11 protein-coding genes are annotated in these 13,611 nt (G+C 72.7%); 3 read left to right on the plus strand and 8 right to left on the minus strand.

Annotated elements, in window-relative coordinates:
• The first annotated feature begins 121 nt into the window (after window positions 1-121).
• Entirely contained in the window at window positions 122-1,468 is a 1,347-nt protein-coding gene (gene murA, locus M6G08_RS05685; RefSeq protein WP_272586095.1) for a UDP-N-acetylglucosamine 1-carboxyvinyltransferase, read from the plus strand.
• A gap of 185 nt (window positions 1,469-1,653) precedes the next feature.
• Here murA and M6G08_RS05690 read toward each other — a convergent pair whose 3' ends face one another.
• From M6G08_RS05690 to M6G08_RS05725, 8 genes are all read right to left on the minus strand, one after another.
• A complete protein-coding gene (locus M6G08_RS05690) occupies window positions 1,654-1,935 on the minus strand; it encodes an HU family DNA-binding protein (protein WP_003990598.1) in 282 nt (93 codons plus the stop codon).
• Window positions 1,936-2,288: 353 nt separating this feature from the next.
• Entirely contained in the window at window positions 2,289-3,704 is a 1,416-nt protein-coding gene (locus tag M6G08_RS05695; RefSeq protein WP_217245783.1) for an NAD-dependent malic enzyme, read from the minus strand.
• A gap of 417 nt (window positions 3,705-4,121) precedes the next feature.
• Entirely contained in the window at window positions 4,122-6,449 is a 2,328-nt protein-coding gene (locus tag M6G08_RS05700) for a HelD family protein (RefSeq protein ID WP_272586096.1), read from the minus strand.
• 290 nt (window positions 6,450-6,739) lie between these two features.
• The gene (locus M6G08_RS05705; protein WP_272586097.1) at window positions 6,740-7,519 is read right to left on the minus strand and encodes a zf-HC2 domain-containing protein; all 780 of its coding nucleotides are present in this window, start codon (window positions 7,517-7,519) and stop codon (window positions 6,740-6,742) included.
• A gap of 71 nt (window positions 7,520-7,590) precedes the next feature.
• A complete protein-coding gene (locus tag M6G08_RS05710) occupies window positions 7,591-8,115 on the minus strand; it encodes a sigma-70 family RNA polymerase sigma factor (protein WP_007450155.1) in 525 nt (174 codons plus the stop codon).
• A gap of 185 nt (window positions 8,116-8,300) precedes the next feature.
• A complete protein-coding gene (locus tag M6G08_RS05715) occupies window positions 8,301-8,891 on the minus strand; it encodes a CGNR zinc finger domain-containing protein (protein WP_272586098.1) in 591 nt (196 codons plus the stop codon).
• Window positions 8,892-9,151: 260 nt separating this feature from the next.
• Window positions 9,152-10,303 (minus strand): uroporphyrinogen-III synthase, encoded by a 1,152-nt coding sequence (locus tag M6G08_RS05720; RefSeq protein WP_272586099.1) that lies wholly within the window; start codon window positions 10,301-10,303, stop codon window positions 9,152-9,154.
• 104 nt (window positions 10,304-10,407) lie between these two features.
• Window positions 10,408-11,769 (minus strand): nitrate/nitrite transporter, encoded by a 1,362-nt coding sequence (locus tag M6G08_RS05725; protein ID WP_272586100.1) that lies wholly within the window; start codon window positions 11,767-11,769, stop codon window positions 10,408-10,410.
• A gap of 297 nt (window positions 11,770-12,066) precedes the next feature.
• On the opposite strand from M6G08_RS05725, the gene fabG reads away from it, so the two are divergent.
• Complete coding sequence (fabG, locus tag M6G08_RS05730) at window positions 12,067-12,834, plus strand: 3-oxoacyl-[acyl-carrier-protein] reductase (RefSeq protein WP_241846894.1); 768 nt, start codon at window positions 12,067-12,069, stop codon at window positions 12,832-12,834.
• Window positions 12,831-13,598 (plus strand): thioesterase II family protein, encoded by a 768-nt coding sequence (locus M6G08_RS05735; protein WP_272586101.1) that lies wholly within the window; start codon window positions 12,831-12,833, stop codon window positions 13,596-13,598. The genes fabG and M6G08_RS05735 overlap by 4 nt, the downstream gene beginning before the upstream one ends.
• Window positions 13,599-13,611 lie beyond the last annotated feature (13 nt).

Consider the following 13,611-nt stretch of genomic DNA (forward strand, 5'->3'; position numbering starts at 1 on the left):
GCCACGTGTTGTGACAAATCCATGACGTCGCCAGACCCTGCGCAGGCTTACTCGGCAGGGGTACAAGGCGATTACCCTTTCCCTTCTGGCCCCTGCCCGAACCCCACGGAACGCGAGATTCATGACCGTCAACGGCGCTGATGACGTACTGCTTGTCCACGGCGGGACCCCGCTGGAGGGCGAGATCCGGGTCCGCGGTGCGAAGAACCTCGTGCCGAAGGCCATGGTGGCGGCCCTGCTGGGCAGTGCGCCGAGCCGGCTGCGCAACGTGCCGGACATCCGCGACGTGCGGGTCGTACGCGGGCTGCTGCAACTGCACGGGGTGACCGTCCGCCCGGGTGAGGAGCCCGGCGAGCTGGTGATGGACCCCTCGCACGTGGAGAGCGCGAACGTCGCCGACATCGATGCCCACGCGGGTTCGTCGCGCATCCCGATCCTGTTCTGCGGCCCGCTGCTGCACCGCCTCGGGCACGCCTTCATCCCGGGCCTGGGCGGGTGCGACATCGGCGGCCGGCCCATCGACTTCCACTTCGAGGTGCTGCGGCAGTTCGGCGCGAAGATCGAGAAGCGTGCGGACGGCCAGTACCTGGAGGCCCCGCAGCGGCTGCGCGGCACCAAGATCCGGCTGCCGTACCCCTCCGTCGGCGCGACCGAGCAGGTGCTGCTGACGGCGGTGCTCGCCGAGGGCGTCACCGAGCTGTCCAACGCGGCGGTGGAACCCGAGATCGAGGACCTGATCTGCGTCCTGCAGAAAATGGGCGCGATCATCGCGATGGACACCGACCGCACCATCCGCGTCACCGGTGTGGACGAGCTCGGCGGCTACAACCACCGCGCCCTCTCGGACCGCCTGGAGGCCGCCTCCTGGGCCTCGGCGGCGCTGGCGACCGAGGGCAACGTCTACGTCCGCGGCGCCCAGCAGCGGTCGATGATGACGTTCCTGAACACCTTCCGGAAGGTGGGCGGCGCCTTCGAGATCGAGGACGAGGGCATCCGCTTCTGGCACCCGGGCGGGCAGCTGAAGTCCATCGCCCTGGAGACGGACGTGCACCCCGGCTTCCAGACGGACTGGCAGCAGCCCCTGGTGGTCGCCCTGACGCAGGCGACGGGCCTGTCCATCGTCCACGAGACGGTCTACGAGTCCCGCCTCGGCTTCACCTCCGCGCTCAACCAGATGGGCGCCCACATCCAGCTCTACCGCGAGTGCCTGGGCGGCTCCGACTGCCGCTTCGGCCAGCGCAACTTCCTGCACTCGGCCGTCGTCTCCGGCCCGACCAAGCTGGAGGGCGCCGACCTGGTCATCCCCGACCTGCGCGGCGGCTTCTCGTACCTGATCGCCGCCCTCGCGGCCCAGGGCACCTCCCGGGTCCACGGCATCGACCTGATCAACCGCGGCTACGAGAACTTCCTGGACAAGCTCGTCGAGCTCGGCGCGAAGGTGGAACTGCCGGGCAAGGCACTCGGCTGAAAGGGCAGCACAACGCCGATGGGGCGGTCACCCGGTCCCGGGTGACCGCCCCATCGGCGTTGAGTGAAACGCCCCTGAAAGGGGCGCGGGGAACTGCGCGACCAGCCACGGACGACCCGCGGCCGCGAAACGACCGCGTCCCGAACGAACGATCCGCGCAGCCCCCGGCACTCCGAGCGGAGCGCTTACTTGCCCTTGGCGGCTTCCTTGAGCTTCGAGCCCGCCGAGACCTTGACGCTGTAGCCGGCCGGGATCTGGATCGGCTCGCCGGTCTGCGGGTTGCGGGCGGTGCGAGCGGCACGGTGGGTGCGCTCGAAGGTCAGGAAGCCGGGGATGGTGACCTTCTCGTCGCCCTTGGAGACGATGTCGCCGACGACGTCGGCGAACGCGGCCAGCACGGCGTCGGCGTCCTTGCGGGTCACCTCGGCGCGGTCGGCCAGCGCGGCCACCAGCTCACTGCGGTTCATGTTGTTACTCCCGTGTTCTTCTTGCCGTTGAGGCGTGCCACGCGGCGGAGCCGCATGATGGGCACAGCGATGCCGATGCTGCCAGGGGCCTCGGACACTCCCCGGACCCGGGTCGGTCGTCAGACCCTCGCGCCCAGGGAGGCATCCTGCCTCCACCTGCGGCGGTAAAGCCAATCCGGCACCCCCAGGAGTCGTGAGAACACCCTTGGGAGTCACACGATGGAGAGGGCCTGAGCCTTGCGCCACCCTAGAGGGCGGCACGAGGCCCGCCGTTCCGCGACGCGCCGGTGGGGCGGCCCGCCGTGGTGTTCCTCGTCACCACGGCACGGACCGCCTGCCCCCGTCGGGGAGACCTACGCCACCACTCCGGCCGCCTTGGCCGCCTCGCGGACGGCACCCGCGACCGCGCCGGCGACCTTGTCGTTGAAGACGCTCGGGATGATGTAGTTCGGGTTGAGCTCGTCCTCGGTCACCACGTCCGCCAGGGCGTGCGCGGCGGCCAGCATCATCTCGGTGTTGACCGTGCGGGACTGGGCGTCCAGCAGGCCGCGGAAGACGCCCGGGAAGACCAGCACGTTGTTGATCTGGTTCGGGAAGTCCGAGCGGCCGGTGGCCACGACCGCCGCGCTCTGGCGGGCGACGGCCGGGTCGACCTCGGGGTCCGGGTTCGCGAGCGCGAACACGATCGCGCCGTCCGCCATGGCGGCCACGTCGTCGCCGTCCAGGACGTTGGGAGCGGAGACGCCGATGAAGACGTCCGCGCCGTGCACGGCCTCCTTGAGGGTGCCGGTGAGGCCCTCGGGGTTGGTGTTGTCGGCGATCCAGCGCAGCGCCGACTCCGGGGCGGCGTCGACCAGGTCGGCGCGGCCCGCGTGCACGACACCGTGGATGTCGGCGACGACGGCGTTCTTGACGCCCGCGGCCAGCAGCAGCTTGAGGATGGCCGTACCGGCGGCGCCGGCACCGGACATGACGACCCGGACGTTCTCGATCGGCTTGTCCACCACGCGCAGGGCGTTGGTCAGGGCGGCCAGGACGACGATGGCGGTGCCGTGCTGGTCGTCGTGGAAGACCGGGATGTCCAGGGCCTCGCGCAGGCGGGCCTCGATCTCGAAGCAGCGCGGCGCGGAGATGTCCTCCAGGTTGATGCCGGCGAAGCCCGGGGCGATGGCCTTGACGATCTCGACGATCGCGTCGGTGTCCTGGGTGTCCAGGCAGATCGGCCAGGCGTCGATGCCGGCGAACCGCTTGAACAGGGCCGCCTTGCCCTCCATCACCGGCAGCGCGGCCTTCGGCCCGATGTTGCCGAGGCCGAGCACCGCGGAGCCGTCCGTCACGACCGCAACGGAGTTGCGCTTGATGGTGAGGCGGCGGGCGTCCTCGGGGTTCTCGGCGATCGCCATGCAGACGCGGGCCACGCCCGGCGTGTAGACCATGGAGAGGTCGTCGCGGTTGCGGATGGGGTGCTTGGACGCCATCTCGATCTTGCCGCCGAGGTGCATGAGGAAGGTACGGTCCGAGACCTTGCCCAGGCTCACGCCCTCGATGCCGCGCAGGCGCTCCACGATCTCGTCGGCGTGCGAGGTCGAGCCGGCGGCGATGGTGACGTCGATCCGGAGCTTGTCGTGGCCGGACGCCGTGACGTCGAGGCCGGTGACGGAGCCTCCGGAGGACTCGACCGCCGTGGTGAGCTGCGAGACCGCGGTTCCACCGGCGGGCACCTCCAGCCTGACCGTCATCGAGTAGGAGACGCTGGGCGCCGTTGCCATGGCCGACTTCCTCTGCTTTCACCGTGTAACTGGGTTGTGCCGTCCGATCGTCGCACCTACCACCGAGTACGTGGTAGCCGCCCCGGATTGCGAACTTTATGTTCGCGCGCCGTCCACACCGGAGACCGTCGGTTTCGGAAAACGACTTCCACCATACGAGAAGTTGGGCGTCGAGGGAAGAGGGTCCCGGAACCGGCCGAGGAGGTCCGCGAAGGAACCCGCGGGACGGGAATTGTCTTGCGGGGATCGTTTGTTACCTTGGACGTGGCACCGGCTCGATCCAAGCCCCCGGGCCCAACCATCGTCGCTACGAGCGACCACTTGCCGCGAGGCGAGCATGGCGGGTCGGTGCCACTCAAACGAAGACGAGAGGCCCGCGCCGTCCGACGGCGCGGGCCTCTCGCGTGTTCCGGTGGCTCAGTCCCGCAGCAGGTCCGGCACCCCCGCGGCGTCCGGTTCGTCGCGCTCGCCGGAGACGACCGTCAGCTGCTGGGTGGCCCGGGTGAGCGCGACGTACAGCACGCGCAGCCCGGCGGGCGACTCGTCGGCGATCTCGGCCGGGGAGACCACGACCGTGGCGTCGTACTCCAGGCCCTTGGCCTCCAGGCTGCCCAGCGCCACCACGCGGTCGCCGAGCCCGGCCAGCCAGCGCCGGGCCTCCTCGCGGCGGTTCATGGCGACCACGACGCCGACGGTGCCGTCGACGAGGTCCAGCAGCCGGGCGGCCTCCGCCCGGACCGTCTCCTCCAGCGCCTCCCGTACGACCGCGAAACGCGGTTCCACGCCCGTCGAGCGGACGGACGCCGGGGAGGTGGAGCCCGGCATGGCGAGGGCCAGCACCTTCGCCGCCAGCTCGGCGATCTCGGCCGGGTTGCGGTAGTTCACGGTCAGCTCGAAGCGGCGGCGCGGGCGGGTGCCCAGGGCCTCGTCGCGGGCCGCCGCCGCCTCGTCGGGGTCGGACCAGGAGGACTGGGCCGGGTCGCCGACGACCGTCCAGGTGGCGTGCCGGCCCCGGCGGCCGACCATGCGCCACTGCATGGGCGTGAGGTCCTGGGCCTCGTCCACGATGACGTGCGCGTACTCGGTGCGCTCCTGCGCGAGGCGCTCGGCGCGCTCCCGCTGGGTCTCCTCGCGCTGCGGCATCAGCTCCTCCAGGCCGGTGAGCTGGTCCAGCGGGTCCAGCTCGCGCCGCTTGCGGGGGCGGGCCGGGGCGCCGAGGACCGCCTGGAGCTCGTCGAGCAGGGCGATGTCGTGCACGGAGTACCCCTCGCGCCGCAGCGAGCGGGCCACCTTGCGGGCCTCGCCCGGGTTCAGCACGCGCCGCGACCAGCGGCCCAGCTGCCGCTCGTCCGCCATCGCCGTCAGTACGGCGGCCGGGGTCAGCTCGGGCCACCAGGCGTCGAGGAAGGCGAGGAAGGAGTCCTCCGTGCTGACGTCCTCGTCGAAGGAGGACCGCAGCTCGGCGGCCAGCTCCGGGTCGGAGTGCCGGCCGGCGGCGCCCGACTTGGCCCACAGGGCGTCCAGGAGCAGCCTGCGGGCACGAGGGCGCAGCAGGTTGACGGGCGCGGTGCCGCCGAGCACGGTGCGGCGGATGCCGGCCAGCTCCTCGGCCTCCAGTTCGAGGCGGCGGCCGAAGGCGACGACCCGCAGCAGCGTCGGCGACCCCTCCGGCTCCAGCGCCCCGCGCGCGGCCCGGCGCAGCACCTTCAGCATGCGCGAGGAACCCTTGGCGCGGGCGGTGGCCGGCGAGTCGTAAAGGGTGGCCTCGGCGCCGTCGACCAGGGAGCCGATGGCGCGGACGGCCACCTGCCCCTCCTCGCCGAGGGAGGGCAGCACGCCCTCGGTGTACGCCACCAGCAGCGGGGTCGGCGAGACGATGAGGATGCCGCCGGAGTAACGGCGCCGGTCCTGGTAGAGCAGGTAGGCGGCGCGGTGCAGGGCGACGGCGGTCTTGCCGGTGCCGGGGCCGCCCTCGACGTAGGTCACGGAGGCGGCGGGGGCGCGGATGACCAGGTCCTGCTCGGCCTGGATGGAGGCGACGATGTCCCGCATGGAGTGGGTGCGGGCCTGGCCGAGGGCGGCCATCAGGGCGCCGTCGCCGACGACGGCCAGCTCCTCGCCGTCCAGGCTCGCCCTGACCTCGGGCCGCATCAGGTCGTCCTCGACGCCGAGGACGCGCCGCCCCTTGGAGCGGATCACCCGGCGCCGCACGACCCGGCCCGGGTCGACCGGCGTGGACCGGTAGAAGGGCGCGGCGGCGGGCGCCCGCCAGTCGATGACCAGCGGGGCGTAGTCCTCGTCCAGGACGCCGATGCGGCCGATGTGCAGGGTCTCGGCGATGTCGGCGGTGTTGTCGGCTCGCAGCGCGCCCTCGGCGGGCTCGACGGCGGTGTAGGCGCCGTCGGGGCCCTTCTTGCCGTCCTTGCCGAGGAGCAGGTCGATGCGGCCGAAGAGGAAGTCCTCGAACTCGTTGTTCAGGCGGCTGAGGTGGACGCCGGCCCGGAAGACCTGCGCGTCGCGCTCGGCCAGCGCGCCGGGCGTGCCGACCTGGCCGCGCTGCGCGGCGTCGTTCATGAGGAACTCGGCCTCGTGGATCTTCTCCCCGAGGCGGCGGTACACCCGGTCCAGGTGTGCCTGTTCCACGCTGATCTCTCGGTCCCGTACGGAATCCTCCCGCACGGACTCCTCCCGTACGGAGTCGCGCACCGAGTCGACCGCTGAGTCCTGTTGCGCCTGTGCGGCCACCGGGCCCCCTTCTGACGTGCTGGGCAGCCGTCAAAGGTACGCGAAGGGGACGCCGGAAGCCACGGCGCGGCCGGGGACCGTCCGGCGGATGACGCGACGAGCACGCACCGGGCCGCCGCTCGCCCCGCCTCGGCGCATGGGCGGCGGGGCCGCGCCGACGTCACCGCCCACGCCCCGACGGCGGGCCCGGCCCCACTCCGCCGGGCCGCCCACGCGAGCCGTTCGCCCGCCGCTGCCGGGGCTTTGGCGGCCGGCCCGGCGGGTGACGCCGTCCGAGCCGCCGGCCGGGCTTACGCGTCCACCTCCACCAGCCGCTCGCCGTCGAAGGTCATGACCTCGAAGTGGTCGATCTGGTTGGGTGCGAAGGCGGCGCCGCCGTGCACGTAGAGCGGCTTCTTCGCCTTCTCGGTGGTGGCGCCCGGGATGCCGTAGCCCCAGTCCGGGACCGTCCAGGAGCTGAGCGTCTCCCGCTCGCCGTTCTTGCCGACCGCGATCAGGGAGCACTTCTGGGGGCCCTTGACGTTCTTCAGCTCCAGGACCGCCTCGGTGCCCCAGGCCTTCTTCTCCAGGGCGACGGTCGCGCTGACCCGGGTGGCGGGGTCGGTGGCGGTGACCCGGTCGGGCATCTCGGCGAAGGCCGACTCGGCGGGGCTGCCCGCCTGCCGCGTCGCCTCGGTCTTCTTCCCGCCGCCGTCGTCACCGCCGCCGTCCGTGGTCGCCACGGCGGCGAACGGGCCGCCGATGATCAGCGCGGCGGCGGTGCCCACCAGGTAGAAGTTGCGGCGCCGCTTGCCCGCCCGGCGCTCGGCGACCTCGTCGACCAGCTTCTCCGCGAGCCGCGGGCTCGGCTTCGCCGTCAGCGACTCGGCGATCGCGGGCGTTCCGGTGCCCGGGAGGTCGGCGAGGGCGGCCATCATGGGTTCCATGCCGGCCAGCTCGTCGAGCTGCTGGGCGCACCACTCGCAGCCGGCGAGGTGGGCCTCGAAGGCGGTGGCCTCCGCGTCGTCGAGGATGCCGAGGGCGTAGGCGCCGACGGTCTCGTGCTCGTTCGGCGCCGGTGATCCCTGCATGGGGACAGAATTACCCGTATCGCCCGGGCCGAATCCCCCGCCGAATCCCTGAACTCCCCCGTACCCGCTCATCACGCCGTCACCCCCCGCTCCTCCAGAGCCAGCTTCATCGAACGCAGGGCGTAGAACACCCGGGAGCGCACGGTGCCGCTGGGTATGCCCAGTGTCTGCGCCGCCTCGTTGACGGTACGCCCCTTGAAGTACGTCTCGACGAGGACCTCCCGGTGAGCCGGGGTCAGGTCGTCGAGCGCGTCCGACAGCGTCATCAGCCACAGCGCCTTGTCGATCTCGTCCTCCGCGGGGATGACCTCCAGCGGCGACGGATCGACCTCCTGCGGCCGGGCCTGCCGGCTGCGGTGGCCGTCGATGACGATGCGCCGTGCGACCGTCACCAGCCAGGGGCGTACCGATCCGGTCGCACGGTTGAGCTGACCGGCGTTCTTCCAGGCACGGATGAGCGTCTCCTGGACGACGTCCTCGGCGCGCTGCCGGTCCCCCGCGACCAGCCGCAGCACGTACGCCAGCAAGGGGCCCGCGTGCTCCCGGTACAGGGCGCGCATCAGCTCCTCGTCGGGTTCCGAGGACGACTGGGACATGCGATGTCGGGCCCTCGCACCACGTTCACCGGCCACGACGGAATCCTTGCGCACGCCCACCTCCGATGTCCGGGGGTTCCCCCAGTCGGTCGCTCGTCCATCCGGTACGGACGCGGGGTGCGGGGTGTTCAAAGCGGGCCGACGGTTTTTCCCGGGAGGGCGTACCGAACGGGACGCGGCCGGACTTACCGGGCGAGGGCGGCGCGCCTGCGGTGCCGGGCGACGCGTTCCCGGTTGCCGCAGACCTCGCTGGAGCACCAGCGCCGGCGGCGGCCGCGGGAGGTGTCGACGTACACGATGGGGCAGTTGTCGCCCTCGCACTGCCTGAGGCTCGCCCGCGCGACGGGGTCGGTGAGCAGATCCACGGCGTCCCGGGCGAGGGCGCCGAGCAGCGCCGCGCACTCCGGCGGGCCGGTCAACACCCGTACCAGCACCCCGTCCTCACCGCGCACCGCGCGCGGGGCGGGGGGCGCGGCGGCGGCGAGGGCGTTGACGCGGGCCAGCGCGTGGCCGTACGGGGGTGCGCCGGGGACCGGCAGGGCGCGGACCAACCGGGCGGTCTGGCAACGCAGTTCGCGGAAGCCGGTGAGCCAGGAGGCGTCGGCGTGGGTCAGCGGTGTGCCTGGCGGGACGAGTCCGGACCCGGTGATCCAGGCGCCGAGCGCCGCGACGGAGACGAGGCGCTCGGCGGGGTGGGTGGTGGCGACGAGGTCCAGGCAGATCCGCCCGGTGTCGAACCGCAGCTCGTACGGGCCGGTGGCCGTAACCAGTGCCATGTTCCTGTCACCGCCTTGGTTGCCCGGTGGGGCGGGCCGGAGAGGGGAGCAGGGAAACCGCTCCCTCTACAGTGCCTGCCCGTTCCCGCACCCGGAACCCCCCGTACCGGCCCCGGCCGGAGCAGGGGCGGCGCGACGGACGGGGCCCGGCGCCGACGGCCGTCACCGCGCCCCGGACTCGGTGGCCGGCCCGCGCCTTGCCTCCCACTGGCCGGCGCGCAGCACGGGGACCGCACCCGTGCGGTGCCGTGCGCGCCGGCTCACCCGTCCGTGTACTTGGCGTCGGTCGCCGGGTCCAGGGCGAGGCGGTAGCCGCGTTTCACCACCGTCTGGATCAGCTTGGGGGCGCCGAGGGACGTGCGCAGGCGGGCCATCGCCGTCTCGACGGCGTGTTCGTCGCGGCCGGTGCCCGGCAGGGCGCGCAGGAGTTCCGCGCGGGGGACGACCCAGCCGGGCCGGTGGGACAGGGCCCGCAGCAGGGACATGCCGGCGGGCGGCACGGCCTTGAGCTCCCCGTCGACGAGGACCGCGTGGCCGCGCACCTCCAGCCGGTGCCCGGCGACGGGCAACACCCGGGCCCGGGAGGGGAGTTCCTGGCAGAGCAGCTGGACCAGGGGTCCGAGCCGGAACCGTTCGGGCTGGACCGTGTCGACGCCGTGCGCCTGGAGCGGTACCGCGGTCACCGGGCCGACACAGGCGGGCAGCACGTCGTGGCCGAGCGCGGCGAGCAGCTCGGGCAGCAGGCCGCGCTCCTCGGCGCGGGACAGGAACGACGCGGCGGCGGGCGCGCTGGTGAAGGTCACGGCGTCCACGCCCCGCGAGACGGCGGCGTCCAGCAACCGGTCCACGGGGCCGAGGTCCTCCGGCGGCAGCCACCGGTAGACGGGCACGCCCACGACCTCGGCACCCGCCGCCTTCAGCGCCTCCACGAACCCCGGCAGGGGCTCACCGTGCAGCTGTACGGCGATCCGGCGGCCGTCGACGCCCTGCTCCAGGAGCCGGTCCAGCACCTCGGCCATGGACTCGGACGCCGGCGACCACTTCTCCGTCAGTCCGGCGGCCCGGACCGCGCCCTTGACCTTGGGCCCGCGCGCGAGCAGCTCCACGGCGCCCAGCCGCTCCAGCAGGGCGTCGCCGAGCCCCCACCCGTCGGCGGCCTCCACCCACCCGCGGAATCCGATGGCGGTGGTGGCCACCACGACGTCCGGGGCCTGGTCGATGAGCTGTTCGGTCGCGGCCAGCAACTCGCTGTCGTCGGCGAGCGGCACGATCCTGAGCGCCGGTGCGTGCAGGACGGCGGCGCCGCGCCGCTGGAGCAGAGCGCCCAGTTCGTCGGCCCGGCGGGCGGCGGTCACGCCCACGGTGAAGCCGGCGAGGGGGCCGTGCTCGGGTCGCTGCTGTTCGTCGTCCATCACTCTCGTCCCGATCGTCCCGGTCGTCGTACTGCCTGCACGGCGACCGAGCCTGTCAACGGTGCGTGACGGACTCGGTTCCGTCGCATGTCACCAGTGTTACGTCATACCTCGGCGTAGCTGAGCCGGCTCTCCGTCCCGGCCGGGTCCGCCGGGCCGTCCGGTGTCCGTACGGCCGGGCGGCGAAGGTATACCGCCCATGTGACGACGAAGCAGACGGCGTAGAAGGCGAGGAACGCGACGAAGGCGCCGGTGCCGGAGCCGACCGAGAGGAAGGACTGCCGGAAGGCGAGGTTGATGGCGACGCCGCCGAGCGCGCCGACCGCGCCGATCAGGCCCATGGAGGCACCGGAGAGCCGCCGCCCGTACGCCACGGCCTCCTCCCCCGTCAGCCCCCTGGCCAGCGCCTTGTTCTGGAAGATGCCCGGGATCATCTTGAACGTCGAGCCGTTGCCGAGCCCGCTGAGCACGAACAGCACCACGAACACGGCGACGAACAGCGCGAGCGACTTGGCCATGCTGGCCGCGACGAGCACGGCGGTGGCGACGGCCATGGCGACGAAGTTCCACAGCGTGATCCGCGCGCCGCCGTACCGGTCGGCGAGCCTGCCGCCCAGCGGCCGGATCAGGGAGCCGAGCAGCGGGCCGATGAAGGTGAGGTAGGCCGCCTGGAGCGGGGTCCGCCCGAACTGGGTGGTCAGCACCTGCCCGAAGGCGAAGCTGTAGCCGATGAAGGATCCGAAGGTGCCGATGTACAGCACGGACATGATCCAGGTGTGGCCGTCCCGGGCGGCGTCCTTGGCGGCCCCGGTGTCGTTCTTCACGGAGGCGAGGTTGTCCATGAAGCAGGCGGCGAGGACGGCGGCCACCAGGATCAGCGGAATGTAGATGCCGAGCAGCACCCGGGGCCCGCCGCCCGCCCCGATGATGGCGAGGGCGGTCAGCTGGATCACCGGCACGCCGATGTTGCCGCCACCCGCGTTGAGACCGAGTGCCCAGCCCTTCTTCCTGAGCGGGAAGAAGGCGTTGATGTTGGTCATGGAGGACGCGAAGTTGCCGCCGCCGATGCCGGCCAGCAGCCCGACCAGGAGGAACGTCGAGAAGGACGTCCCCGGCTCCATGACCGCGAAGGCGGCGACGGTCGGTACGAGCAGCAGCCCGGCGGAGATGATCGTCCAGTTCCGCCCGCCGAAGACCGCGACCGCGAAGGTGTACGGCACCCGCACGACCGCGCCGACCAGCGTCACCACGGACGTCAGCAGGAACTTGTCGGCCGGCGTCAGCCCGTACTCCGGCCCCATGAAGAGCACCAGCACCGACCACAGCGTCCAGACCGAGAACCCGATGTGCTCGGAGAGGACGGAGAAGAACAGGTTCCGCCGGGCGACCGGCTCCCCCGTCTCCTTCCAGAAGGTCTCGTCCTCCGGATCCCAGTGCTGGATCCAGCGGCGGCCAGGGACTGTCATGACGCCTCCACGGTGCTCCACAGCTCGGTTGCCGCGAACCTAGTCAGGACGCGTTTCGGGCCGGTGGGGCTGCCGATGACCGGAAGGGAACGTTGCTCTCACCCGGCGCCTGGCCGGGATGAGAGGTCGCCGCCGGTCGCGGGCCGGGGCCGGCCCGCCGGGGCACCTCGACCGCCTCGCCGCCGAGTGCGGCCGGCGTACGCGGGGCGCGGGGCGGGGCGCCGGATGCAGGGTGCCGTATAGGCCAGATATAGCCCGCGAACACACGCTCGACCCATCCGAACGGATGGGGGAAAGATGCCGGAGCTTGGGGAACAGATGCCGGAGCAGTCCGGGCAGATCGCGCTGGTGACCGGAGGGTCGCGGGGGATCGGGCGGGCGGTCGCCACCCGGCTCGCGAACGACGGTTTCGACGTCGCGATCTGCTACCGGTCCGACGAGAGCGCGGCCGAGCAGGTCGCCAAGGAGATCCGCGCCGCGGGCCGCCGGGTGCTGACCCGCCGCGTGGACGTCGCCGACCGGGCCGGGGTGCGGGCCTTCGTCGCCGACGTCGAGTCGGGCCTCGGCCCGGTGACGGCCGTCGTGACGTCCGCCGGCATCACCCGTGACCGTCCGCTGGCGCTGATGCAGGACGACGAGTGGGACTCCGTGCTGCGCACCAACCTCGACGGGACCTACAACCTGCTGCGCTCCGTGGTCAGGTCGATGATCCGGCGCCGCGAGGGCACCGTGGTCACGCTGTCCTCGGTGGCCGGCGTGGTCGGCAACGCCGGGCAGACCAACTACTCGGCGTCGAAGGCCGGCATCATCGGCCTCACCCAGGCGCTGGCCAAGGAGTTCGGCCGGTACGGCGTCCGGGCCAACGCGGTCGCCCCGGGATTCATCGACACCGAGATGGTCGCCGGGGTCCCCGAGTCGGTCGCCAAGGACGCCATCGGCCGCATCCCGCTGGCCCGCTTCGGCACCCCCGAGGAGGTCGCCTCCCTCGTCTCCTACCTGGTCTCGCCGCAGGCCGCGTACATCACCGGCCAGGTGGTGCGGATCGACGGCGGCATGGCGCTGTGAGCGGGCCGGAGATCTGGTTCCGCCACTACCGGGGGGCCCTCGCGCCGCGCGTGCGCCTGGTGTGCTTCCCGCACGCCGGGGGCAACGCCCGGCTCTTCCACGGCTGGGCGTCCCGGCTGCCCGCCGACGTCGAACTCCTCGCGGTGCGCTATCCGGGCCGCCAGGAGCGGATGAACGAGCCCTGCGTCGAGACGATGGACGAACTGGCCGGCCGGATCTCCGAGGCGCTCGCCCCGCTGCACGACCTGCCGCTGGTCCTCTTCGGCCACAGCATGGGCGCGGCGGTGGCCTACGAGGTCGCTCTGCGCCTGGAAGACCCGGCGACCGACGGCGCCGGACCGGCCCTGCTGCTGCTCTCCGGCCGGGCCGCGCCGCACGTCACCAGGCCCACCGCGCTGCACCGGGCGGCGGACGACGTACTGGTGGCCGGGGTGACCCGGCTGGGCACCCTCGGCGGTGACGCCTACGCCGTACCCGAGCTGCGGGAGCTGCTGCTGCCGGTGCTGCGGGCGGACTACCGGCTCATCGAGACGTACGGCAGGAAGCGGCCGCCCGTGCTGCGGGCCCCGATGGTGGCGTACCTCGGCGACCGCGACCCGGGGGTCGCCCGGCCGGGCGTGGAGGCCTGGTCGGAGCTGACCGGCGGCGACTTCACCGTGCGCTCCTTCCCAGGCGACCACTTCTACCTCGCGCCCCGGGAGGCGGAGCTGACCGCGGACATCGCGGAGCGGCTGGCCCGTCTCCCGGTGGCCCGGCCGGCCTGAGCCGACGCACCGC

Origin of the sequence: Streptomyces sp. M92, assembly GCF_028473745.1 — a bacterium.
GTDB lineage: Bacteria > Actinomycetota > Actinomycetes > Streptomycetales > Streptomycetaceae > Streptomyces.